18 protein-coding genes and 1 tRNA gene are annotated in these 23,805 nt (G+C 59.3%); 6 read left to right on the top strand and 13 right to left on the bottom strand.

What is annotated here, in order from left to right; translation table 11 throughout:
- Window positions 1-17: 17 nt before the first annotated feature.
- From rpoC to AC6HU3_RS07835, 10 genes are all read right to left on the bottom strand, one after another.
- Window positions 18-4,373: a DNA-directed RNA polymerase subunit beta' gene (gene rpoC, locus AC6HU3_RS07880; RefSeq protein WP_497473226.1), complete on the bottom strand. Its 4,356-nt coding sequence runs from the start codon at window positions 4,371-4,373 to the stop codon at window positions 18-20.
- A complete protein-coding gene (gene rpoB, locus AC6HU3_RS07875; protein WP_497473225.1) occupies window positions 4,370-8,365 on the bottom strand; it encodes a DNA-directed RNA polymerase subunit beta in 3,996 nt (1,331 codons plus the stop codon). Before rpoB ends, rpoC begins: the two co-directional genes overlap by 4 nt.
- A gap of 147 nt (window positions 8,366-8,512) precedes the next feature.
- The gene (gene rplL, locus AC6HU3_RS07870) at window positions 8,513-8,902 is read right to left on the bottom strand and encodes a 50S ribosomal protein L7/L12 (RefSeq protein WP_497473224.1); all 390 of its coding nucleotides are present in this window, start codon (window positions 8,900-8,902) and stop codon (window positions 8,513-8,515) included.
- A gap of 15 nt (window positions 8,903-8,917) precedes the next feature.
- Complete coding sequence (gene rplJ, locus AC6HU3_RS07865; protein ID WP_497473223.1) at window positions 8,918-9,442, bottom strand: 50S ribosomal protein L10; 525 nt, start codon at window positions 9,440-9,442, stop codon at window positions 8,918-8,920.
- Between the two features lie 10 nt (window positions 9,443-9,452).
- Window positions 9,453-10,166, bottom strand: a complete 714-nt coding sequence (rplA, locus tag AC6HU3_RS07860; RefSeq protein WP_497473222.1) for a 50S ribosomal protein L1 — start codon at window positions 10,164-10,166, stop codon at window positions 9,453-9,455.
- Complete coding sequence (gene rplK, locus AC6HU3_RS07855; RefSeq protein ID WP_497473221.1) at window positions 10,159-10,608, bottom strand: 50S ribosomal protein L11; 450 nt, start codon at window positions 10,606-10,608, stop codon at window positions 10,159-10,161. The genes rplA and rplK overlap by 8 nt, the downstream gene beginning before the upstream one ends.
- A gap of 12 nt (window positions 10,609-10,620) precedes the next feature.
- Entirely contained in the window at window positions 10,621-11,172 is a 552-nt protein-coding gene (nusG, locus tag AC6HU3_RS07850; RefSeq protein WP_497473220.1) for a transcription termination/antitermination protein NusG, read from the bottom strand.
- Window positions 11,169-11,369 (bottom strand): preprotein translocase subunit SecE, encoded by a 201-nt coding sequence (gene secE, locus AC6HU3_RS07845; RefSeq protein ID WP_497473219.1) that lies wholly within the window; start codon window positions 11,367-11,369, stop codon window positions 11,169-11,171. Before secE ends, nusG begins: the two co-directional genes overlap by 4 nt.
- A complete protein-coding gene (gene rpmG / locus AC6HU3_RS07840; RefSeq protein WP_497473218.1) occupies window positions 11,366-11,518 on the bottom strand; it encodes a 50S ribosomal protein L33 in 153 nt (50 codons plus the stop codon). Before rpmG ends, secE begins: the two co-directional genes overlap by 4 nt.
- Window positions 11,519-11,563: 45 nt before the next feature.
- Window positions 11,564-11,636: transfer RNA gene (locus AC6HU3_RS07835), tRNA-Trp, on the bottom strand.
- Between the two features lie 269 nt (window positions 11,637-11,905).
- Between AC6HU3_RS07835 and ispF the strand changes: the two genes are divergently transcribed.
- From ispF to AC6HU3_RS07805, 6 genes are all read left to right on the top strand, one after another.
- Window positions 11,906-13,057, top strand: coding sequence for a 2-C-methyl-D-erythritol 2,4-cyclodiphosphate synthase (gene ispF, locus AC6HU3_RS07830; protein ID WP_497473217.1), 1,152 nt, complete (start codon window positions 11,906-11,908; stop codon window positions 13,055-13,057).
- A 131-nt stretch (window positions 13,058-13,188) separates the two neighbouring features.
- On the top strand, window positions 13,189-14,247 hold the full coding sequence (locus AC6HU3_RS07825) for a phosphoadenosine phosphosulfate reductase domain-containing protein (RefSeq protein WP_497473216.1): 1,059 nt from the start codon (window positions 13,189-13,191) through the stop codon (window positions 14,245-14,247).
- An 11-nt stretch (window positions 14,248-14,258) separates the two neighbouring features.
- Window positions 14,259-15,935: an ATP-binding protein gene (locus AC6HU3_RS07820; protein WP_497473215.1), complete on the top strand. Its 1,677-nt coding sequence runs from the start codon at window positions 14,259-14,261 to the stop codon at window positions 15,933-15,935.
- Between the two features lie 10 nt (window positions 15,936-15,945).
- Window positions 15,946-17,202, top strand: coding sequence for a hypothetical protein (locus AC6HU3_RS07815; protein ID WP_497473214.1), 1,257 nt, complete (start codon window positions 15,946-15,948; stop codon window positions 17,200-17,202).
- A gap of 24 nt (window positions 17,203-17,226) precedes the next feature.
- Window positions 17,227-19,368: a hypothetical protein gene (locus tag AC6HU3_RS07810; RefSeq protein WP_497473213.1), complete on the top strand. Its 2,142-nt coding sequence runs from the start codon at window positions 17,227-17,229 to the stop codon at window positions 19,366-19,368.
- Window positions 19,365-20,675 carry a hypothetical protein gene (locus AC6HU3_RS07805; RefSeq protein ID WP_497473212.1) on the top strand — a complete coding sequence of 437 codons (1,311 nt, stop codon included), beginning with the start codon at window positions 19,365-19,367 and terminating at the stop codon, window positions 20,673-20,675. The genes AC6HU3_RS07810 and AC6HU3_RS07805 overlap by 4 nt, the downstream gene beginning before the upstream one ends.
- Here AC6HU3_RS07805 and menD read toward each other — a convergent pair.
- From menD to uppS, 3 genes are read right to left on the bottom strand one after another with little or no spacing between them, the layout of a single operon-like run.
- Window positions 20,672-22,336, bottom strand: coding sequence for a 2-succinyl-5-enolpyruvyl-6-hydroxy-3-cyclohexene-1-carboxylic-acid synthase (gene menD / locus AC6HU3_RS07800; RefSeq protein WP_497473211.1), 1,665 nt, complete (start codon window positions 22,334-22,336; stop codon window positions 20,672-20,674). The two genes, AC6HU3_RS07805 and menD, sit on opposite strands and share 4 nt — an antisense overlap.
- Window positions 22,312-23,103, bottom strand: coding sequence for a phosphatidate cytidylyltransferase (locus AC6HU3_RS07795; RefSeq protein ID WP_497473210.1), 792 nt, complete (start codon window positions 23,101-23,103; stop codon window positions 22,312-22,314). The genes menD and AC6HU3_RS07795 overlap by 25 nt, the downstream gene beginning before the upstream one ends.
- Complete coding sequence (gene uppS, locus AC6HU3_RS07790) at window positions 23,100-23,792, bottom strand: polyprenyl diphosphate synthase (RefSeq protein ID WP_497473209.1); 693 nt, start codon at window positions 23,790-23,792, stop codon at window positions 23,100-23,102. The genes AC6HU3_RS07795 and uppS overlap by 4 nt, the downstream gene beginning before the upstream one ends.
- Window positions 23,793-23,805: the final 13 nt, after the last annotated feature.

The raw sequence follows: 23,805 nt of genomic DNA, 5'->3' as shown, positions 1-23,805 counted from the left end.
CCCCACCCCCGATGGTCTCATGCCACCTCTTTCTCTTCCTCGATCTCGAAGTCCAGAACCTCCACCTGCTTGACCTCGTCGGGAACCTCCACCTGGATCCGCTGGAAGGCCCGGGTTCCTGTCCCCGCAGGGATCAGATTCCCCACGATCACGTTCTCCTTGAGACCACGCAGATGGTCCACCTTCCCGGCAATCGCGGCCTGGGCCAGGACTTTGGTGGTCTCCTGAAAGCTGGCCGCCGAGATAAAGCTTTCCGTGTTCAGGGCCGTTCGGGAAAGGCCGAGGAGAATGGGCCGGGTCTGGGCGGGTTTGCCCCCCTGCTGGATCACCTTCCGGTTGATCTCCTGGATCACCGCCTGGTCCACGATATCCCCCGTGACGAAGGGCGTGTGCCCGGGCTTCTCCACCCGGACCTTCCGGGACATCTGCCGGACAATCACCTCGATGTGCTTGTCGTTGATGGACACACCGGACGTGCGGTACACCTGCTGGATCTGGTCCATAAGGAATTCCTGGACAAAGGCCTTCCCCTTCACCCGGAGGAGATCCTTGGGATCCACCGGCCCGGTGGTGATGGGCGTGCCGGCTTCGATCCATTCTCCGTCTGCCACCAGGAGATAGCGTCCATAGGGAACCGTGTATTCCTTCTGCCGGTTTCGTCCCACGATCTGCACCACATACACCTTCTTTTCACGGTCCAGCGTGACCCTGACTCGACCGGAAATCTCCGCAATGAGCGCCTTGTTCTTGGGCGTCCGGGCTTCGAAGAGTTCGGTCACGCGAGGGAGTCCTCCCGTGATGTCCCGGGTCTGGCCCACTTCCCTGGGGAGCCGGGCGATCACATCACCGGGATGAACCTCCTCTCCATCCCCCACGATGAGACGGGCCCCTTCCACGAGAGGGATCACCTCCAGCACTTCACCCGTCTGAGGATCCACCACATGGGCCTCAGGGAAGTGCCGGCGCTGACGGTCAATCTGGACAATCCGCTCCACCCGGCCGGCTTCCACACTCTCCTTCAGGGTGATCCCTTCCACAAGACCGTGATACCGCAGAATCCCTTCCTGGGTCACGATCACCGGAAGGGCATACACCTCCCATTCCGCAAGGATGGTGCCCCGCTCCACGTGCTCTCCATCGGAAACCCGCAAAAAGGCACCATGGGGGATGTCAAACGCTCTCTTGCGATCCTCGCTCTCCAGAATCAACCGCCCCTGTTTGGAGAGCACAATCCGCTCCCCATCCCTCCGTTCGATCACCCGGATGTTTTCAAACCGGACGGTGCCGGAGAAAGGTGCACGGATCAGGGGCTCCTGGGTCACCCGTTCGGCTGCACCACCGGTGTGGAACGTCCGGAGGGTGAGCTGGGTCCCCGGTTCCCCAATGGACTGGGCGGCGATCACCCCCACGGCTTCTCCGATCTCCACCATGCGGCCCGTGGCCAGGTTCCACCCATAGCATTTGGCACACACACCGCGGCGGGAGGCACAATAGAGCACCGAACGGACCACCACCTCGTCCACACCGGCCTTCTCGATCTTCTCCGCAAGTTCGGGCGTGATCACTTCCCCTTCGGGCACGATCACCTCTTTGGTCTCCGGGTGACGCACGCTCGCGGCAGCCACCCGCCCAACAATCCGCTCGGAGAGGGGCTCAATGATCACGTCCCCATCTTTGAGGGCCCGCATCCGGCGACCCTGGGGCGTGCCGCAGTCTTCCTCAACCACCACCACTTCATGGGCCACATCCACGAGCTTCCGGGTGAGATAGCCGGCATCCGCCGTTTTGAGGGCCGTGTCGGAGAGCCCTTTCCGGGCACCGTGGGTGGAGATGAAGTATTCCAGAACCGACAGGCCTTCCCGGAAGTTGGAGATAATGGGCGTTTCAATGAAATCGCCCAGCATATCCTTGGACTTGGTGGGACGGGCCATGAGGCCTCGCATCCCCGCCACCTGCCGGACCTGATCCACATTGCCTCGGGCACCGCTGTGCACCATCATGTGGATGGGGTTGAACCCATCCTGATCCTGGGCCATCGCGCGGATCATGGCGTCCTTCACCTGATCCGTGGCCCGCGTCCACACGTCCAGGATCTTCTGATACCGTTCAGCCTTGGAGATGATCCCCTTCCGGGCGGCCCGTTCGATCTTCTCCACCTCTTTGAAGGCCTCCCGGATGATGGCCTCCTTCTCCTTCGGGACCACCATGTCCGTCATGCCGAAGGTGAGGCCGCTCTTCGTGGCATAGAAGAACCCGAGGTTCTTCATGGCCTCAAGAAATTCCGCCGTCCGCCGGGTGCCATGTTTGCGAAAGACCTGAAGGACCAGGCTGGAGATGTCCTTTTTCCCGAACTCATAGTTGAAATAGCCCAGGTCTTCGGGGATGATCTCGTTGAACTGGATCCGCCCGAAGGTGGTCTCGATCACCCCCTGTTCCGGCATGGAGGAAGATTCGTTCCTCCCGGTGTGGAGCACCCGGTGCTTCCGGAAGAACGGCTCGGTGGCAGGGAGTTTCACCTTCGCCAGGCGATCCACCCGTCCCTGCTCCACCGCCCGGGCAAGTTCTTCCACGCTGTAGAACATGCGGCCCTCGCCCTTCGCCCGCGGACGGATTTTGGTGAGATAGTTGATGCCGATCACCATGTCCTGGCTTGCCGAAGCCAGGGGGCGACCGTGAGCTGGTGAGATGATGTTGTGGGGGGAGAGCACGAGCATATAGGCCTCAAGCTGGGCTTCCGGGAGAATGGGCACGAACACCGCCATCTGGTCACCGTCAAAGTCCGCATTGTACGCCGTGCACACCAGGGGATGGAGCTGGATGGCCTTGCCCTCCACCAGCACCGGTTCAAACGCCTGGATGGAGGGGCGATGCAGGGTGGGCGCACGGTTCAGGAAAACCGGATGGTTCCGGGTGATTTCCTCCAGAATGGCCCAGATTTCCTCGTTCCTCTCCTGGAGCATGCGGCGGGCTTCCCGGATGTTCGCCGCAATCCCCTTTTCCTCGAGCTTACGCTCCACCATGGGGCGGAAGAGTTCGATGGCCATCTCCTTGGGCAGACCCACCTGATGGAGTTTCAGATGGGGCCCCACCACGATCACGCTTCGGCCGGAATAGTCCACCCGCTTCCCGAGCAGGTTCCGGCGGAGCAATCCCTTCTTGCCCCGGAGGTTGTCCGAAAGGGATTTGAGCTTCCGACCCCCCTTGCCCGTCACCGGACGCCGCCTCCGGGCGTTGTCCAGGAGGGCGTCCACCGCTTCCTGAAGGAGGCGCTTTTCGTTGTTCAGAATGAGTTCGGGAGCCCGGATCTCCATCAGATATTTGAGCCGGTTGTTCCGGGAGATCACCCGGCGGTAAAGATCGTTCACGTCACTCGTGGCATACCGGTTCCCCTCCAGGGGCACCAGGGGCCGGAGATCGGGCGGAATCACCGGAAGCACGGTGAGGATCATGTGCTCCGGACGATTCCCGGACTGGATGAAGGCGTCCACCACCTTGATCTTCTTGAGGATGCGCGTGCGCTCCGTGGCTTTCTTCTCAAACTGGAGCTGGCTCCGGAGTTCTGCCTGGATCTCAAGCAGCCGTTCCGGTGTGAGTTTGGCAAGGAGCTTCCGGATGGGCTCGGCCCCCATCTCCGCCTTCACGTCATAACCCATATGGTTCTTGAGCTCTTCAACGATATCCTGGAGGCCCGGATGGGATTCGGAGAGTTTCTCCAGTTCGGCGATTTCCTCGGCCATATAGGCCCGAAGACCATGGCGAAGGAGGCGGTATTCCCACTCCTTCAGCACCATGGCCTCGTGGACTTCCTTCTCGGGGATCCGGCTGGCTTTGGCCGCAAACTTGTCCGCAAGGTCAAACAGGCCCTCGTTCCGGAGACGGTGGACATAGAGGTTCAGGAGGTCCCGCATCTCAAAGAAGGCGTTGTCCCACTCGCTGCGGGTGTCCACCACCACATAGGCGTCGTAGTGAAGGACCGCCTCCAGATCGTTCACCTTCATATCCAGGAGGAGGGCGATGGGGGAGGGCGTCACCCGGTAATACCAGATGTGGGCCACCGGCACCGCAAGTTCGATGTGGCCCATCCGTTCCCGGCGCACCTGGGAGGAGGTGACCTCCACGCCACACCGGTCGCAGGTGATGCCTTTGAACCGGGGACCCTTGTATTTGCCGCAGCTGCACTGGTAATCTTTCACCGGGCCGAAGATCTTTTCGCAGAAAAGCCCCCCGGGTTCAGGCTTCTGCGTCCGGTAGTTGATGGTCTCGCCCTTGGTCACCTCTCCACGGCTCCAGGACCGGATTTCCTCCGGCGAGGCGAGCCGGAGGCGGATCCCCACCATATCCCTGGGACGAATACTCCGAAGATCGGGACTCATTCAGGAGACCCCCCTTTTTCGTCGTTCTCATCCTCCCGGGTCAGGATCTCCACCGAGAGACCCAGCCCCTGGAGGTGTTTGACCAGCACGTTAAAGGACTCGGGAATCTTGGGCTCAGGCGGCTCCTGTCCCTTGATCAGGGAACGATAGAGCTCCTTCCGGCCCTCAATGTCGTCGGATTTCACCGTGATCATTTCCTGGAGAGCATAAGCAGCCCCATGGGCTTCCAGCGCCCACACCTCCATCTCCCCAAACCGCTGGCCTCCAAAGCGGGACTTCCCACCCACGGGCTGCTGGGTGATCAGGGAGTAGGGACCGGTGGAGCGGGCATGGATCTTGTCCTCCACCATGTGGACGAGCTTCATGATGTACATGTTCCCCACCGTGGCCGGGGCGTCAAAATACTCCCCGGAACGCCCGTCCCGGAGAGGCACCTTGCCCGAGGGATCCAGCCCCAGCCCTTCCAGCTTCTTCTGGATGTCCTCAATGGACAGGCTCTCAAAGGCGGGGGCAGCGTAATAGATCCCTTCCTCGGCCAGCCGGCGGGCATGGGCCAGGACCTCCTCGTCCGTCATGTTCTGGATGGCCTCCAGATATTCGGGATGACGGGGATCTTCATAGAGCACCCGGAGCAGGGCACGGATGCCCTCCACCGGTGCGCCCCGATCCAGCATCTCCCGAAGCTTTTTGCGCCCTTCCACCGCCACCCGACCGAGCACCGTTTCCAGGATCTGGCCCACGTTCATTCGGGAGGGCACACCGAGAGGGTTGAGCACCACGTCCACCGGGGTTCCGTCCTCCATGAAGGGCATGTCCTCCAGGGGGGCAATGATGGACACCACCCCCTTGTTTCCATGGCGCCCTGCGAGCTTGTCACCCACCTGGATTTTCCGTTTCTGGGCGATGTACACTTTGATGATCTGGAGGACACCCGGCGGCAGGTTGTCCCCCCGCTCGATCCGGTCCAGCTCCTCTTCATAGCGCCCGGTGAGCCGCTCCAGCTCCTTCCGGGTCCGCTCCATCACCCGCTCAAACAGCGTCCCCGCCTCCTTATCTTCCAGCAGGTCCGCCGAGAAGGGTACCTCCACCGTGCTGCTCATGGGCTTGAAGAAGGGACGTTCTTCCAGGAACTTCTCCGTGATCACCTCACCCTTCTTCATGAGCGTCCGGCCATACACATCCACCCAGTCCCGTGCAAGGCGCTTCCCAACGAGGAGCCGTCGGGCATGTTCCTGGAAGGTCCGGAGCACCATGGAGAGGTTCTCCCGGAATTCTTCCTCCACCTGGAGTTTTTTCTCCTGCATGAGCTTGTGGGTGAGGGGATCGTCTTTCCGGCGGGAGAGAACCACCACATCCGCCACCACACCGTGGACGTCGGGAGGGACCCGAAGGGAGGTATCCCGGACGTCTTTGGCTTTTTCCTGGAAGATGGACAGGATAAGTCGTTCTTCGGGCGTGAGTTCCCGCTCCCCTTTCGGCGTGACCTTGCCCACCAGGATGTCGTCGGGTTTCACCTCCGCGCCGATCCGGATGATTCCGTATTCATCCAGATTCCGCACCATCTCCTCCGATACATACGGGAGATCCCGGGTGACCTCCTCCGGTCCCAGCTTGGTTTCCCGGACCTGCACCTCCAGTTCCAGGATGTGGATGGACGTGAGGAGATCCTCCCGCACCACCCGTTCGGAGAGAACGATGGCATCCTCAAAGTTGTATCCATACCAGGGAAGAAATGCCACCAGCAGATTTCGGCCGTGGGCGAGTTCACCCCGGTGGGTACCGGAAGCATCCGCCAGCACCTGGCCGGCTTCCACCCGCTGGCCCGGCTTCACGATGGGCCGGTGATGGATCAGGGTATCCTGGTTGGACCGCTTGAAGGTGGTGAGTTCATACACATCCATTTCACCTTCCAGGGCGTTCGGATCCGTCTCTTCGGCTTCCACCACGATCCGGGTGGCATCCACATACCGGATCACGCCGGACCGCCGGGCCCGAATCACCGCCCCGGAATCCCGGGCCACCTTCCCCTCCATGCCCGTTCCGATCAGGGGAGGTTCTGGAGCCAGGAGGGGAATGGCCTGGCGCTGCATGTTGGACCCCATGAGGGCCCGGTTGGCGTCATCGTGCTCCAGGAAGGGAATCAGGCTTGTGGCAGGGGAAAGAATCTGGCGCGGGGAGACGTCGATAAAGTCCACTTCCGAGGGTTTGGCCAGCATATATCCCCCGGCGTGGCGCACCCACACCTCATCCGCCAGAATCTTGCCGGTTTCGGGATCCACAGGGGTATCGGCCGCTGCGATCTTGAACTGGGCTTCTTCGTAGGGGGTGAGACGGTGGATTTCCCAGTTCCCGTTTTTGTCCCGTTTCAGGCGTCCCCGGGACACCTTAATGAGGGGGGTGGTGATGAACCCGAGGGGATCGATGCTCGCATAGGTGGTGAGGGAGAGGATCAGCCCGATGTTCTGCCCTTCCGGTGTCTCAATGGGGCACACCCGCCCGTAATGGGAGGGATGCACGTCCCGCACTTCAAACCCGGCCGTCTGACGGGTGAGCCCGCCCCGACCCAGGGCGGAAATTCGCCGTTTGTGGGTGAGTTCGGCCAGAGGGTTGGTCTGATCCAGAAACTGGGAAAGGCGCTCGGTGGTGAAGAAGGAAAGAATAATGGCCGTGATCTGCCGGGGGTTGATGAGTTTCCGCGGCACCACCCGGGCGCTTTCCTTCTCCATCAGGATGCGTTCCCGGATATAGGGCACCACCCGCTGAAGGGCAAGGAGAAACTGTTCGGAGAGGAGCTCGCCCACCCGGCGCACGCGCCGGTTGGAGAGATCGTCCACGTCGTCTTCCCGCTCGTTGCCCATATAGAGCTCAAACACCCGGCGGAAAATGGCGATAAAGTCGTTGATGTGCAGGGTTTCCAGGTCTTCCGGCGGGACCTCCAGACCCAGTTCGTCGTGCCGGAGGCGGGAGTTCAGCTTGAAACGCCCCACGGTGTCCAGGAAAAACCGCCGGGGATTGAAGAAGAAATCGTGGATATACGCCTCCCCCTCCGAAACGCTGTTGGGCGGGGTATAGCGGAGGGTACGGTAGATGTTGGTCACCGCGTGATCGTAATCCTTGATCCGGTCGTGGCGGAAGGTGTTGACCAGCACCTCCACACGGGGGTTGAAAGCGTCATACACCTTGAAGGTGGTCTTGCCGTGGTCCCGCGCCCAGTCCAGCACCTCCGGGGTGATCTCTTCCAGAAGGGTGAAAACCACCTCCCCCGTTTCCTGGTCCACCAGCTCTTCGGCCAGCAGCCAGGACCCTTCGGAGGACTCCAGCTCCTCAAGGGTCTTTTCCTCCGGTGGATAGAGCACGTGGAGCACGTCCTGGTGGGACTTGTATCCGAGCACCCGGACAAACCGCGTCACGGGGATCTTCCGGCGCTTGGACACCACGATCACCATCTGCTTGGATCCGTCGATATAGGTTTCCACCCAGGGGCCCCGATAGGGCACCAGAAGGGCGCGCCAGCTTGTCGCCGTCCGGGTCTCCACCTCAAAATACACCCCGGGCGAGCGGTGAATCTGGCTCACGATCACCCGTTCCACGCCGTTGACGATGAAGGTGCCCCAGGGCGTCATGTAGGGGAAGTCGGCGAAATACACTTCCTGCTCGTTCTGGTCCACCACTTCTCCGTTCTCCAGGCGCACCACGCGGAGGGTGACCCACAGGGGCACGGAATAGGTGAGATTTTTCCGCTTGCACTCCTCCGGGGTGAACCGGGGTTCCCCGACCCGGTAGCTCACAAACTCCACGCGGTATTCCCCTTTGAGATCCTCGACGGGGAAGATCTCGTGAAAGAGCGCCTGAAGGCCGCGGTTTTTGCGCTTCTCGGGAGGGACGTTCTCCTGGAGGAAATCCTCAAAGGATTCCCGCTGAATCACCAGGAGATTGGGCATGGGATACCGTTCCCTGGGCATCCCGATGCGGGTGGGAAGCACGTTATTCATGAAAATTTCCCTCCTCTTCAGAGATTTGGGAGAATCCTGCAATACCCCCTTGTCCGACTCCTCTCGGTCAGGATCTTTCAATCAATGCTGGATACACACCCGCCCCCGGGGGATGTCCCCCGGGAACGGGCCGAGAACACGACAGACTCACTTGACCTCGACTTCAGCGCCGATTTCTTCGAGTTTCTTCTTGATCTGTTCGGCCTCTTCCTTGGACACGCCTTCTTTCAGGGGCTTGGGAAGGTTCTCGATGAGCTCCTTGGCTTCCTTGAGGCCGAGGCCGGTGAGGGCACGCACCTCTTTGAGCACAGCGATCTTCTTGTCTGCGGGGAAGGCCTTGAGGATCACGTCAAATTCCGTTTTCTCCTCCGCCGCCTCCGCCGCGCCACCCGCTGCAGGCGCAGCCGCAACCGCGGCCACCGGCATCTGGGCGCTCACGCCAAACCGGTCCTCGAGTTCCTTGACGAGCTGAGAGAGCTCCAGCACCGACAGATTTTCGATGGCGGTGACGATCTCCTCAACGGTGAGCTTGGCCATGACAAAAACCTCCCTTTATTGGTTTTTCTTTTCCGAAATGGCACTCAACGTCCACACAAGCTGGGACAGCAATCCCTTCAGGCTCCAGACCAGGCCATAGAGGGGCCCACCGACGGCCCCCACCACCTGAGCCCGGAGCTCCTGAACACCCGGAAGTTTGGCGAGAGCTTCCAGAGCGGGTCCTTCCACCACCTCATCGCCGATCTGTCCCACCCGGACCTCACCCTTCTCCACTTCCTTGAAAAACTCCATGGTGGCCTTGAGGGGCGTCACCTCGTCCTCCAGGGCAAGGAGGAGGGCGTTGGGTCCTTCAAGATAGGAGAACAGGGCCTCATAGGGCGTCCCCTCAAACACCCGGTGCAGCAGGGTGTTCTTCACCACCTTGAAATAGCCCCCTGCCTCCCGGATCCGTGCCCGGAGTTCGGTGATCTCGCCCACGTTGAGGCCGATGAAATTCACAAGATACACGGCCTTGGCCTGGGGAAGGACGCCGGAAACCTCTTCCACAATCGCCTTTTTCTTCTCAAGGGTCAGGGCCATGGAAATCCTCCTATGCCGCCACTTTCATGCGACGAAAGATATCGTTGAGATCCAGTTCCACGCTCGGTCCCATGGTGGGGGAGATGAAAGCACGCTTCATATAGGTCCCCTTGAACCCCTCGGGACGGAGATCCTGGAGGGTCCGGAACACGGCCAGGATATTTTCCACGAGATGCTCTTCGGGGAAGGAGGCACGACCCACCGGGATATGGACATTCCCATACCGGTCCACCCGGAACTCCACACGCCCCCGCTTGAGTTCCCTCACCACCTGCCCCACGTTCTTCGTCACCGTTCCGGTTTTGGGGCTGGGCATCAGGCCACGGGGCCCCAGAATCCGCCCCAGTTTCGCCACTTCGGGCATGGCGTCGGGTGTGGCCACCACCGCGTCAAAATCCAGCCACCCCTGCTGAATCTTTTCAATATACTCCTTGAAGCCGACGTAATCCGCACCTGCCTCTTTGGCCTCTTCCGCCTCGTCCCCGCGGGTGAACACCAGAACCCGCGCGGTTTTCCCGGTTCCGTGAGGAAGCACCACCGAGCCCCGGATGTTCTGATCCTGCTTGCGCGGGTCCACACCGAGAAGGACCACCAGATCGATGGACTCGTCAAACTTCGCCGTCGCCAGAGATTTGGCAATCCGGACCGCCTCATCCAGCGGATACGGACGGGAAAGATCGAACTGCTCCAGAAGGGCGCGATAGCGTTTTCCCCGCTTAGGCATGACCGTCCTCCACGATTTCGATGCCCATGCTCCGGGCTGTGCCCGCGATGATGCGCATGGCCGCCTCGATATCCCGGGTGTTGAGATCCTGGAGTTTCATCTCGGCAATTTCCCGGAGCTGCTTCGTGGTGATCTTACCCACCTTCACGCGGTTGGGCTCGCCCGACCCTTTGTTAATCCCCGCGGCTTTCTTGAGAAGATCCGATGCCGGAGGCGTTTTGAGATCGAAATCGAAACTGCGGTCCTTGTAGACCCGGATGACCACAGGGATGACATATCCCGCCTTATCCCGCGTGCGCTGGTTGAACTGGTTGACAAAATCCATAATGTTCAACCCGTGCTGACCCAGGGCCGGGCCAACCGGGGGCGCGGGCGAAGCCTGTCCCGCGGGAAGCTGAAGTTTGATCTCTGCAATCACTTCTTTTTTCTTTTTGGGTGGCATGACAGCGCCTCCTTACCGATACCGCTCCACCTGCGTGAAGCTCAGGGTGACCGGTGTGGTTCGACCAAAAATCTCAACAAGCACTTTGAGCTCTTTGTGTTCCCGATCCACTTCCTCCACCTTCCCGATCACGCCCGAAAAGGGCCCCTCAATGATGCGGACCTGCTCTCCAGGGAGGAAGGGAACCTCTTCCTGCTTTTTCTTCTCCTCCTGCTCCACCACGGCCAGAATCTGCTGCACCTCCTCTTCGGTGAGGGTGGTCATCACCTCGGAGAACTCCCGCACGTTGGCGGCCTGAAAGGCCTCCCGGTCAATGAGCGCCCGCACGCTTCCCACCGAGAGGAGGGCCTGAAGCACCTCAGGATCCGGCTCCATCTCGATCAGGATATACCCCCGAAACAGCGGCTTTTCCGCGATCTTTCCGCCCCGGGGAAAGGCCAGGGTGGGGACCAGGATCTGATAGACCTTGTCCTCCAGGCCCTTTTCTTTCACCACACGCTCAAGGATTTTCTTGGCCTTTTTCTCCCGACCGTGGGGAGTCCAGAAGACAAACCACTTCTTCATCGCATGAGCCCCGTCAGGGTTCGGATGAGCCAGGAAGAGATCATGTCCGAAATCCAGATATAGACGGTCAGGAAGCCCGAAATCCACAGCACCGCCAGGGTCCCGCCCCAGAGGGCTTCCCGGGTGGGCCAGGTCATACGCCGGAATTCTTCCCAGCTTTCCCGGACAAACTGAACGACCTCACGCACACGGCTCATTTGACCTTCCCCTCCCGGTGCAGGGTGTGCTTCCTGCACTTCTTGCAGTATTTCCGAAGCTGGAGTTTCTCGCGATTCTCCCGCCTTTTGGTGGTGGTATAGTTGCGGGACTTGCACTCCTCACAAACGAGCGAAACGATGACACGCATGATTCACCTCCTTCGACCTTCGTCTCCCACCCGTGCACACCAAAGCAGGGCCGGAGGGACTCGAACCCCCAACCGCCGGATTTGGAATCCGGAGCTCTGCCAATTGAGCTACGGCCCTACCATTTCGGGTGGTGGAGAATTATACACACCCACCCCCACCCTGTCAAGCCAGGAACCCGGGAAGGGATCCGGGACCTCTTCCCGACCCTCACAGGATGCAGCCCACGGCGTGAACTGTCCAGCCGGACCCCCCATTCCGGATGACCGGTCCTGTAACGCGTTGTTCCTTTGAGGCGAACGCCCTGCCATGATTTCTTGGGCATTCATAACCGTGTCCGGAACACCGCGCTTCTTGAGAGTTTTTCTGCAGGCGTGTAGACTATGGGCATGTCCGGGGAAACAGAAGTTCGTCCCTGCTCCGTTGTCCTGGTGGCCGCCGGCAAAGGCACGCGGTTCGGTGGGGACAAAGTGTGGACTTCTCTGGGGGGACGGCCCCTCTGGTGGTATCCCCTCACCCGGTTTCTCGCCCACCCGGCGGTGGGCCAGGTGGTGCTCGTCGTCCACCCCGATCGGGTGCACGAGGCCCGGGATCTCCTTGAGGGGAATACGTCGGTGGAGGTGGTGGCCGGGGGTGCCGAGCGTCAGGACTCGGTCCGGAACGGCGTGGCTCAGGCCCGTCATGACGTTGTGCTCGTCCATGACGCCGCACGGGCGTGGGTGAGCCTGCGGGTGGTGGAGGACCTTCTCGCCCATCCCGGTGAGGTGGTGGTGCCCGTCCTGCCCGTGCCGGACACCCTTCGCCGGATCTCCGGAGATCGCCTGGGCGAGGAGGTGGACCGGTCGGTGGTGGCTCGGGTGCAGACCCCCCAGAAAATCCGGCGGGACCTGTATGTTCGGGCTCTGGAACAGGCCGGAGGACGCCTCTTCCGGGACGAGAGCACGCTCATTTCGGAAACGCTGGGGCTTCCCGTTCACACCGTGCCCGGGGATGAGCGGATGTTCAAGGTGACCTATCCGGAGGACCTGGATCGCCTGAAAGCCCTCTGGATCGGGGGCATCCGGGTGGGCACGGGATTTGACCGGCACCGGCTGGCTCCCGGGGAGGGATTCCGTCTGGGGGGACGGGCGATCCCCTGTCCCTTCCGGGTGGAAGCCCATTCCGATGGGGACGTGGTCCTCCACGCCCTGGTGGACGCCCTCCTTGGGGCGGCGGGACTTGGGGATATTGGGGAGCACTTTCCGGACACGGACCCCCGGTGGAAAGGTGCGGACAGCGAAGGGTTCCTTCGGGAGGCCCTGCGGATGCTTCACCGACGGGGACTGTGGGTGGTCCACGTGGACTGCACGGTGTTCCTGGAAGTCGTGAAACTCAAACCCCACAAAGAAGCCATCCGTCAGCACCTGGCCCGGCTCCTGAACCTCCCGCCGGACCGGGTGAACCTCAAAGCCAAAACCGGCGAAAAGGTGGGACCTGTGGGACGCGGCGAAGCCGTGGACGCCGCCTGCACCGTGACGGTGTGGGGGATGGGGGAGACATAGCGAGTGTTCATTCATTACCGGGACTCTAAAACGGTTTGTTGACATGCCAATATTTTTTGAATACAATTGCGATGCACTCATTAGAGGAACGAGATTTTGCGAAGTGTCACTGAACGCCGTTAGAGGAGAAAATGAGTAAAGTGACAAAAATGATTCTCAAAGACAAAAAAACTGCAACGTTAGAAGCGCGAATACAAGAAACGGCTCGGGCGATGGCATCAATTACAGAAGGGGGGCTTACACACTGGGTTCTCACCTTCTCAGGAGGGAAAGATTCTACGACAACACTTGTGTTAGCATTAGAAACCGCCCTACAGAAAAAACTACATGTTGAACGTATAGATGTGGTCTATTCGGATACGCTTTTGGAAATACCAGTGATCCATCAACATGCGATTAGTTTTTTAAACGATTTGGAGCAACTCGAGCGTCTTCGCTCTTTGCCTTTGAACTTTCATATTGTACGTCCCGCATTGGAAGATAGGTTTTGGGTGTGCTTGCTAGGGAAAGGATACCCCCCGCCCCATCAGCGGTTCCGATGGTGTACTAAAAGATTAAAGATAAAGCCTGTAGAAGCACATCTTCGGAACATTATCCAACCTGGAAGAACCGTCATTGTGACAGGTGTTCGCTTTGGTGAATCCCATACACGTGATAAGCGACTCTATGCATCTTGCCGCCGTGGCGGTGAATGTGGGCAGGGCGTATGGATGAAGCATAGTTCGCGGATGAAAGTGTCTTATCTTGCCCCAATCGCTTACTGGAAGGAATGTGACGTATGGGATTTCCTGAATTTTCACGCTCCTTCTTGGGGTTATCCAACGCATCGCCTTGAGTTTGAGGTGTATAACGGACGAGAGACAAGATTTGGTTGCTGGATGTGCACGGTGGTGCGGCAGGATAAGGCGATGGCAAAGCTCGTCTATCGTGATGAGTGGGCCCATCTACGACCCTTAATGGAGTTTCGCGAACGTGTCATGCGAGTCACGTCTTCTCCTGAGTCGCGTTACTATCGTCCAAATGGACAACCCGGTCGGCTGACCTTGGAAGTCAGAAGAAAGCTTTTCTATGAGCTTTCACAACTACAAGAACATTTAGGTTCACGCTTGATTGATGATGAAGAAGCACAGTACATCAAGAAGTTGTGGACAGACCCTAGGTACGGGGAGTATGAAGAAACCGGTGGATAGGAGGTGTTACCATGTCCGTAATTGGACGGGTGTTGATTACTCAACGTGAGCCAGCCAAACCCTATGAATTTTGGTGCTGGCTCCAGGATGACCCACTCGTGAACACGGTGCAGATCGGGAGCATTTTGGTCTCTGAGAGCGACAGCGGCGATAAGGCACTGCTCATCGTCGAGGACATGCAGAGCACAAGCTCGGCTTCGGATCACCTGTTAGAGTTTTACGGAAGCGGATATGGCAACCCTACCGTTGATCCACCAACTCGACCAGCGCTCATTCGATTGGCCAAGCTCCGGGTACTGTATCGAGATCCTTCTGTTGCTTCTCCACCGACGGGACGATGGAAGGTTCGCTTTGCCGAAGCTGGGGATGTAAACCTACTTGCCCAGCGAATTCCTGAGCAACATCGAGTGCTGGCGGGTTTCTTGCCCGTGGGCGCCGATGAGACCGATCCGGCGAGTTGGTTGCCCGTGTTCGCTCACGCGCAATTCTTACTTGGCCCAGAAGGGGCTCATGTTAATATCACAGGTGCTACGGGCTTGGCAACCAAAAGCAGTTACGCTCTCTTTCTCAGCTATGCGGTCCTTGCGTGGGCACGGCGAGTTGGCGAGCGAGTGGCGGTCGTTCTTTTTAATGTAAAGCGGCGTGACTTTTTGCATCTCCACCAGTTGCCGCAAGATTGGAGGGAGGCCCCACGATGGTGCCGACAATGGGCACGAGGTATTGGAGAGCCTGCTCTGGCGTCTCGGGTAATGGCTATGTGGCGACAGGCACGGCGGCAAGGTGTGGATCCTATTCGGCTTCAGGTTCCCGTAAGGTACTTCACCTACCAGGGCGACCCGGATGCGGGCGCAATGCAGCAACCGCAAATTTATAGCTATGGTTTTGATGACCTTGAAAGAGGGGATTTTGAAGCAGCTCTCTTCACTGCTGCCTATCATCCTACCGATCCGCAAGTAATTCTTCTTACGGCCTACCTGGAGGCCAAGCTTGGACAAGAAACCTCGTTCGAGCAAATGCTCCAGGATTTGGACCGCAGAAACTTGACTCGAGTGCCAGGCACCAACGAAGTCCGGGTGCCGGGAGTTGAGGGCTCTTGGATGAATGGTGTTCCTCCGGCACTACGGCGCCGAGTGGAGGCCTTTCTCAGTCGCGCATCGCACGTTGTGGAGCGCAATCAGCCAAATGGACACCCTATTCAATTCAACTCCCTACAGCCCAATGCGCTTCATGTCGTCCAACTGTACCGCCTGTCTGACGAGGAAAAGCGCTTAGTCGTCAACGCTGTTATTAGAGAAATTTCTCAGGGACTTGAGGGGCCGCAAAGGCATGTGGACCGGATCTTAGTGATCGCCGACGAGCTGAATAAGTATGCCCCGAGCGGTGCGCGGTCTCCTATGAAGGAACAGATCATAGACATTGTGGCTCGCGGTCGGGATCTCCAGTTAACCCTAATCGGGGCACAGCAATTTGCCTCCCGAGTAGATGAGGAGGTATATGGCAACTCTGAGACAAAGGTCGTCGGTTACACAGACGAGTCTGAACTCACCAGCTCTATCTATAAGTACCTCGGCGATCTTCGAGACCAAGTTCCAAATCTAAAGAAGGGCCAACTTATTCTCAAGCATCCAGTTTACCCATCACCGCTTATCTTCTGGTTTCCAACGCCACTGCACGAGATGAGACCGTAGGGGGATTAGGATGAGGGCAAATCGTCTAACGGCATTAAAGGACTACTTGAAAGCCGTCGATGCGAGGCCTCTTCCACCCAGTGATGTACCGGAGGAGCGATCACCCGATCTCGTGATCGCAACCTCGTCTTCTCCTGCGCGTGAGGTGACAAGGGTGGAGATCGAACCCTCCCCGCAAGTCTCACCGTTATTTCGCTTTTTCGTTGATGGAGTACAACGCACGGTGCCGGTGGCAGAAGTTATCGTCGGCAATGTTCGGGTACCTGTACACGTTACGCATCTTATCGCCGGCGCTATGGAAAGGGTCGAGAAAGAACTCCGACCCTTCATCGCTCGGGAAGCTCTCGTGTTCCTCCTCCCTCTGCAGGCCTTGCAGGCAGCCGATTCGAGATGGTCTGCTCGAACTCCTTCCGGTCAGGAACTTAATTGGCAAGGCGACATTTACAACAAGATCCAGAGTGGTGATCTCTTCTATTCGGATACTTCAGTGAGTCTACGTCTAGACCGGAGCGGACGCCCTAGCGTTTTACTCCAGGCGGGGGATCTGGTTCGTACTGGGGAGGTACGCCAAAAGGCGCTCAATCGTGCTAAAGAATTACTGAGGATTATGGAAGTAGGAGTCGTGTGGGAGTTGAGAAGGAGCCATCCAAACGATTGGATATTACTGGATGGTCCTGTTGCACCGCCTCTTAAATATGGACGACTTGTAGCCCCTGATCTTCAGGGTTTAGAGGAGATTGCTCGCCTCGATGTGGCTTTTGACTTTCTTCGTCATGTTGTCGGGGCAGTGAAGAGGGTTCAGATCGTGCCATCAGCAGGATTAGAGACGTGCCTAAGCCATGGGCCGCGCTTTCTTGTCCCTATTTACCAATTTGGAGAAGTCATTGAAGAAGATGATGCGGTTGCAAAAGAGGTGCTTTCAGCCTTTGTTTGGTTAAGGCGGGAATTGACACATGAAATTCCTGCTTTGTGGTCACCAGTGAGTGGAATTGCGCGTTTTGATATTCCTATGCCATCCCTGTTGGAAGACGACTTACGCAATTCGTGGCACACAATTAATGACGAAGAAATCTTTGCTGATTCTCAGCGGGGCAGGCAACGTCATAACATGTTGGAAGGAATTTTAAAGTCAATTATTGTAGAACGCTGGCCTGTGCCAGCAGCCAACCCAAGCAGAATGCTTACTGAGCTGTTCCCTATTGCTGAAACCGAGGCTTGGTTAACGGCGCGCTTGATGAGTATCTATGAGATGAGGAGTTTAGTGTAAAATGGAATCGGGAGGTGAAAACCAATGATCCGATGGAAAGATCCTGCCGAGCAGCTTCAAAGGGAGGACATTGAAGAACTGGTCGGGGAGAACAGGGAGTTCGACCGCTGGCTGAAGCGGGAGAAAAGGATCAGCCACTATCCCAAGGCCAGCTACGATCGGGAAAAGCGCAGAAAGGCATTGGAAGCTATTATCGCCCAAATCAAGAACCCCACTTTGACACGCATTGCCGATGAGCTGGCGCTTCGGCTGCAAGATGCCAGGGATGACGAACTAGAGGTCCTGCAGGACATCCAAGAGTTCTTCGAGCAGCGCCTCGGCGTCCGTGTCCTGCTTCCTGCAGAGCTCACCGCACCAGAACCGGAAACCGCAACAGAGAAACCGGCTACAACGGTTCAGACGGAAACGCCAAAGGAGGCCAAAGAGAAAGAGACGCAGTGGATTGGACGAGTTGCCCCCACGCTGCGGAGCCCTAGTACACCCGGGGATTTCACTTTCTGGGTGGAGGATAACGAGAACATCCATGTCGAGGTAGGCAGCATTGTCACCGCCCACAACCGGGGTGTTCGGGTAACGGGTTTGGTCACCGACGTTCAGGCCGTCAGCGACGTCCGAGAGGTGTTAGACAGCTTCTACGCTCACGCCTTCGGCCGCCCGGAGATCGAGATGCCGACCCAGATCCCGGTGGTCATAAGCGCAAGGGCCGAGGTTGTCCGCCGCAGCGACGGCCGGATGGAACCTATCCGAGGGACCTGGCCGGTGGCTTTTGCCAGCGCAAAAGAAATCCGAGAAGCTTATGGAGCCCAAATCTCCCCAGAGCACGAGGTCCTCGCTGGGTTCACCTATGATGATCGACGGGATCCGGTTCCCATCGGGCTGGATGCTCGATATGTGGTGGGCTACGAGGCAGCGCACGTCAACATCTCTGGGGCCTCGGGGGTGGCCACGAAGACGAGCTACGCCCTATTCCTCCTCTATGCACTCTTGGCCCACAGTGAACAACACAACGGCGGGGTTGCTGCCCTTGCCTTCAACGTGAAGGAGGCTGACTTAATGTTCCTTGACGACCTCCCCACTTGGGAGGAGCTTGACTCAGTGAAAGATCACCCCCGCTGGGGGCCCTCAGTTCGGCTCTGGCGACAGGCCAAGGAAGATTACGGCATTGACCCCATCCGCTGGGCCCACGAAGGGCAATTCCGATTCTTCGCCCCAATGCACTACCGCCCGGAGGGCGGAGTCCTCAGCCAGCGAAGCGATGCAGAAGCCTTCAGCTACGGCCTACAATCGCTCATAAAAGCCGGAGTCGGAGCCCTGTACGCCCTTTTCGATCCCAGTGATCTGGATGAGAAAGCCCTTGCGCTCATCGCCTCCATGGCGGATGTGGCCAAGCAGAGGAGCTTTACCTTTGAGGGCCTGATACAAGGGGTCAGAAATGCGATGCGGCAGGGCCAAACTAGGGGAGATTGGTTCCAGCTGGACGGCATGCAACACCACAGGGCCACGGCCAACAAGATCCTCAACCGCCTGCAGCACGCCCTGGATAATCAACTGAGAGGGGTTGTGCTGAAAGTGGAAAACACCGACCACCCCATCCCCCTTGAAAAACTGCGGCCTGGCCAGCTCTGGGTGGTGGACATCACCCAACTCAGCGATAAGGGGCAGCGGCTCGTTTTTCAAACCGTTGTGCGCACAGTCTTCCGGTTGCTGGAAGAGCGGAAAGCAGCGGAGATTACAGGGCGTCTTGATGACTCGGATCTCCAGCACTATCCCAGACACGTGGTGATCTTCGTGGACGAACTTAACAAGTTCGTTCCATCCGGGCGGGAATTCTCTGTTCTAAAGGGGGAGATCGTGGAGATTGCTGCGCGGGGGCGCAGCGTAGGCCTCTCCCTCCTTGGGGCCCAGCAGCTCGCCTCCAAGGTGGACGAAGAGGTGCTGGCCAACACCTCCACCTTTGCGGTCGGCCGGAGCCATCCTGTGGAAATCCGCAAACCCCCCTATGGATGGCTGGCCGAAGGACTCAAGCAGAAGGCGACCCTCCTGGATAAGGGCTGGATGCTACTTTGGCATACGTTGCACAATCGCCCGGTTCTGGTGCACTTCCCCATGCCCCTGCATCATTTGACAAAGGAGATTGAAGCCAATAGGAGCGGTGGGAGACAATGAGAGATTGGATTCCACAACCCATCGAAGGTTTCCTTCAAGAGCTGAAAAGGCGAGGTGTCCTCACGGCGGGGGCGGAGCTCTCCGAAGAGGAACAGGCGTTTCCCTCCACCTTCATCGATGAGCGGGAGTATGCCTCCGTGGAAGCCGAGTCATGGGAACCCCTCGCGGTAGACCCGGGATCGGAAGGGGAAGAGCTCGTGCTCACGGCATTTCTTGATGGTGTGCAGCGAACCATGATGCTCCCCTACCGGATACCCTTGCCGAATGGGGCACAGGTGCCCCTGCACATAGCCCACATCGCTGCTGGCGTCCTCCTTCGCGATGAGAGGGGCCACCTCTACATGGAGCCCGATCTCGTCGCCGCCCGCCTGCTCCTGCTCGGACCTTTTCAGGGCATTCAGGAGGCTGGAGGTATGATCCTTGAAAGCAACAACAATATCGTGTGGGACACGGACGAGCGAACGTTTGCCTTCCCTGATGAGATGACCAAATGGATCGTGTGCGACACCACCTTCCGGGGAACCGAGGAAAAACGGGGTGAGCGGCGCGAGGGCGCCCTGCTCGGGGACGAGCTGTTTAAAGAGGGACTGATCCGATCCCGGGCTCAGGGGCGGGTCGCGACCCTGCGGCAGCGGCTGGAATTCGCCGTGTTGGCGAAATTTCGAAAGAAGCACCCCGATGCGTTCATCTTGGTAGACGGCCCACTCTTCTTTCTGGATAAGTGGCGTAAAAGGGCGGCCAAAATTTTAGGTCCACATCTGGATGAGCCTAACGAGAACCGCCTTGAAGATAAACTGCTGAAAAATGCTGTGGGCCTCATCAAAACGCACCGATTGCGCCCAAAGCGCCCCGAGCAAGTTTTACGAATCGGCCCAGGCCAGCGTTCCCCGGTGATGCGAATCTCCGAGGAGGTGGACGTCAAAGGAAGGCGAGGTGAACTTGATGAGGAGGGGATATACGGAGGAGTGCATCTCACCTGGTATACGCGCTTGCGATTTCCCCAAGGAGGCACCCTATCCTACGGGCTACGGGGCTTGATTCGTTTAGACGTCCATCGTACCACCTTCGGAATCGAACGGGCAGACGCTTTGAAACCTGAGACCTTCCGACCTTACAGGCCGAAGGTGGACAGGATCACCCGAGCGGTGTGGCGGGAACAATGGCCTTTTGTGCATCGCGAAGGAGAAATCTACCCCGTCGAACAGCTGGAGAAAATCCTCAAAGCTTCATTGTATCCGAGACGGTTACTGGCTCGTATCTTGAATGTCCCCGCCTCGTATAGATCTCCTGATAGTACAGAGGTCTAAGGGGTTAGCTCCACCTCCGCAAGTTCCCGCTCCATCGCCTCCCGCCGGGCGCGCTCCTCGTCAGGATCCACCACAAACTCGATCACGGCGGGCAGGTCGCCCCACAGGTCCTCCACCCCATCCAGGAGTTCATCCACCCGTCGAACCTCCCGGGACGGAAGACCGAACCCTGAAGCCACGGAGGCGGCGGACATCTCGTGGGGTGTGATGAGATAGGGCACCATCACCTCCGGAAATTCCCGGATGGGGAGTTCCTCAAAAATCCTCCCCCCCTGGTTGTTCACCACCACCACAAGGAGGGGCAGGCGCAGACGAACCAGATCAAAAAGCGCTCCCACGTCGTGGAAAAACGCCATATCGCCCAGCCACAGCACCCCCGGTCCCGCCCCCATGGCCTCCCCCATCGCCGTGGACACCAGCCCGTCAATCCCGTTGAGCCCCCGGTTCATCCACACCCGGGGAAGATCCGGAACGGCGCCGGCAACCCATTCCAGATCCCGGATGGGGAGGCTCGCCCCGATGTGAACCCACGCCCCCCGGGGCAGAACCCGGAGAAGCCTGCGAAGACCCGCCCACACCCCTTCTTCCTCTTCCAGTTTCCGGTCCAGCCAGGACGCAAGCCTGCGGTTGCTCTCTTTCCACCGGTTGCGATAGGCCGTTCCACCGGGGACATCGCCCGACGAGGGAAGCCCTTCCGGAACCCAGTGGGTCGTCCGGTGAAAGGGGTCCTTCCACCGCCCATCCAGAGCAATCTGAACCCACACCTTCGGCGTCCACGTCCCCATCCAGGCAAGCCATGCCCGGTCCAGGGGCAGGTGTCCCACCTGGATCACCCCATCGGGAGCCAGCCCCTCCCGCCGGGGATGGCGGGCCAGGAGCCCGTAGGTCCGGATGGCTCCCTCCAGGGGAGCCAGGGGTGAGGCCACCACGGGCACCTGCTCCCCAAGCTGCGCAAGCCACCGGCGGGCGAAGGGCGGTGGGCTTTCGCCCACCACCGCAAGCACCCGTTCACAGCCTCCGAACACATCCGCAAGATCCAGGTCCGCAGGCATCACAGGCTCCTGAATCGGGGAGCCCACCACCTGCGGGATGGGAGGAACATCCCCCTCCTCCACCGGAGCGGGTTCCAGGGGCTTCACAAGGGGCACGTTGAGATGCACGGGACCGGGCCGGGGACCGGACATGGCCGCTCGCCAGGCCTGAAGCGCCATCCGGATCAGGGCTGCCGGCGGGATGCTTTCGGGGGGAGGCAGAAGAAACCGGGCGTTGAGATGACCTTCCCAAAAGCGTGTCTGGTCTGTGGTCTGAGAGGCGCCCGAGCCCACAAGGTGGGGAGGGCGATCGGCCGTCAGGAGAAGAAGGGGAACGCCGGATTCATGGGCCTCCATCACGGCCGGGAGGAGGTGTCCCCCCGCGCTCCCGGAAGTGGTCACCACCGCCACGGGCTTCCGCCGAGCCCAGGCAAGCCCCAGCGCGAAGAACCCGCCCACCCGTTCATCGTGCACGGACACAAGGTGGACCCCCTCATCTTCCAGGGCCGCCACAAGGGGCGTGGACCGGGAACCCGGGATCACCACCGCCTCCCCAAGTCCCTGGCGCCGGAGGGCGTGGGCCAGGAGGCGTGCCCAGCGGTAACTCAGCCCCTGAGGAGCGTTTTCCATAGGATCCAGAACACCGGAAGGCTTGCAAACACGCTGTCCAGACGGTCCAGAAAACCGCCGTGCCCGGGAAGAAGATTGGAACTGTCCTTCACCCCTTTTTCCCGCTTCCACACCGATTCCAGGAGGTCTCCCACTTCCGAGAAAACCCCCACCGCCAGGGCGGCAAGAAAGGTCCAGGCCGTCCAGTCCATCACCCGCATCACCACCGCCCCTGCAACCAGCGACCACACGAGACGCCCCCAGAAGCCCTCCACTGTCTTCCCGGGCGAAATCGGCTCATGGAGGGGACGGCGCCCCATCAGGTGTCCCGTCACATAGGCTCCCGTGTCCGATGCCCACAGCAGGATAAAAAAGGCAAGAACATGCCAGACAGAGTGCCCGGCCATTTCCACAAACCAGGCCATGGGGAGACCGAAATACACAAGGCCAAAGACCGCCCGGGCCAGGATCCCGAACCGGACCTCCGGCCAGCGGGGGAGGAAAAGGAGAGCCAGCGCCAGCACCGCGCACTGGAGAAACAGCCACGCCCCCAGCATCCGCCCCACACTCACAAAACCAAAAAATCCCCCGAGCGCCACAAGAAACACGAACTCCACAGTCCGGGGGAATCCGGACAGACGGGCATATTCCCATCCCACGAGCAAAAGCACCGCCAGGACATAGGCCCACAGAACCCAGCCTCCCACCGCCAGCGCCCCGATGAAGGTGGACGCAAACACAAGGCCTGTAAGGATACGGGGACCCAGATCCCGGGGTGGAGGGCTCATGAGGATTCCGGAACGGTTCCGAATCGCCGCTCTCTGCGGGCATAGGCCTCCAGGGCCTCCAGATAGGCTTCCCGCCGGAAATCCGGCCAGAGCGTTTCGGTGATATAGAGCTCCGCGTAGGGGATGTGCCAGAGCAAAAAGTTGGAGATCCGGTATTCCCCGCTCGTGCGAATCAGAAGGTCCACATCCGGGAGTTCCGGCGCAAGAAGGGCCTGTCGAAAAACCATTTCGTCAATTTCGTCGGGCCGAAGGCTTCCTTCCTGCACCCTCCGGGCCAATCTTCGCACGGCTTCCAGGATTTCCAGGCGCCCCCCATAGGACAGGGCAAGATACACCCGGAGGCGGTCCCCACCTGCCGTCTCCCTCTTCACAAAAGCAAGGGCTTCCTGGACCTCCGGCGGAAGGGTTTCTTCCTTCCCCAGGGTGCACAGCTGAACCCCTTTGCGCTTCAGGTTGGCCACTTCCTGATAGAGGAGATGGGTCAGGAGGTTCATGAGGAACCGGACTTCTTCCGGAGGACGCTGCCAGTTCTCTGTGGAAAAGGTAAACAGGCTGAGATAGGGAATCCCCAGCTCCGCCGTGGTCCAGATCACCTCCCGAACGGATTCCACGCCGAAGCGATGGCCCAGCACACGGGGCAACCCCCTCCTCCGGGCCCATCGCCCGTTTCCGTCCATGATGATGGCCACATGCTGGGGAAGT

Source organism: Caldifarcimen microaerophilum (assembly GCF_055387105.1).
This window is presented reverse-complemented; position numbering and strand designations above follow the sequence as displayed.

Excerpts from the sequence above, each read along its gene's own strand:
- rpoC (WP_497473226.1), bottom strand. The coding sequence starts at position 4,373 with ATGAGTCCCGATCTTCGGAGTATTCGTCCCAGGGATATGGTGGGGATC.
- rpoB (WP_497473225.1), bottom strand. The coding sequence starts at position 8,365 with ATGAATAACGTGCTTCCCACCCGCATCGGGATGCCCAGGGAACGGTAT.
- rplL (WP_497473224.1), bottom strand. The coding sequence starts at position 8,902 with ATGGCCAAGCTCACCGTTGAGGAGATCGTCACCGCCATCGAAAATCTG.
- rplJ (WP_497473223.1), bottom strand. The coding sequence starts at position 9,442 with ATGGCCCTGACCCTTGAGAAGAAAAAGGCGATTGTGGAAGAGGTTTCC.
- rplA (WP_497473222.1), bottom strand. The coding sequence starts at position 10,166 with ATGCCTAAGCGGGGAAAACGCTATCGCGCCCTTCTGGAGCAGTTCGAT.
- rplK (WP_497473221.1), bottom strand. The coding sequence starts at position 10,608 with ATGCCACCCAAAAAGAAAAAAGAAGTGATTGCAGAGATCAAACTTCAG.
- nusG (WP_497473220.1), bottom strand. The coding sequence starts at position 11,172 with ATGAAGAAGTGGTTTGTCTTCTGGACTCCCCACGGTCGGGAGAAAAAG.
- secE (WP_497473219.1), bottom strand. The coding sequence starts at position 11,369 with ATGAGCCGTGTGCGTGAGGTCGTTCAGTTTGTCCGGGAAAGCTGGGAA.
- rpmG (WP_497473218.1), bottom strand. The coding sequence starts at position 11,518 with ATGCGTGTCATCGTTTCGCTCGTTTGTGAGGAGTGCAAGTCCCGCAAC.
- ispF (WP_497473217.1), top strand. The coding sequence starts at position 11,906 with ATGTCCGGGGAAACAGAAGTTCGTCCCTGCTCCGTTGTCCTGGTGGCC.
- AC6HU3_RS07825 (WP_497473216.1), top strand. The coding sequence starts at position 13,189 with ATGAGTAAAGTGACAAAAATGATTCTCAAAGACAAAAAAACTGCAACG.
- AC6HU3_RS07820 (WP_497473215.1), top strand. The coding sequence starts at position 14,259 with ATGTCCGTAATTGGACGGGTGTTGATTACTCAACGTGAGCCAGCCAAA.
- AC6HU3_RS07815 (WP_497473214.1), top strand. The coding sequence starts at position 15,946 with ATGAGGGCAAATCGTCTAACGGCATTAAAGGACTACTTGAAAGCCGTC.
- AC6HU3_RS07810 (WP_497473213.1), top strand. The coding sequence starts at position 17,227 with ATGATCCGATGGAAAGATCCTGCCGAGCAGCTTCAAAGGGAGGACATT.
- AC6HU3_RS07805 (WP_497473212.1), top strand. The coding sequence starts at position 19,365 with ATGAGAGATTGGATTCCACAACCCATCGAAGGTTTCCTTCAAGAGCTG.
- menD (WP_497473211.1), bottom strand. The coding sequence starts at position 22,336 with ATGGAAAACGCTCCTCAGGGGCTGAGTTACCGCTGGGCACGCCTCCTG.
- AC6HU3_RS07795 (WP_497473210.1), bottom strand. The coding sequence starts at position 23,103 with ATGAGCCCTCCACCCCGGGATCTGGGTCCCCGTATCCTTACAGGCCTT.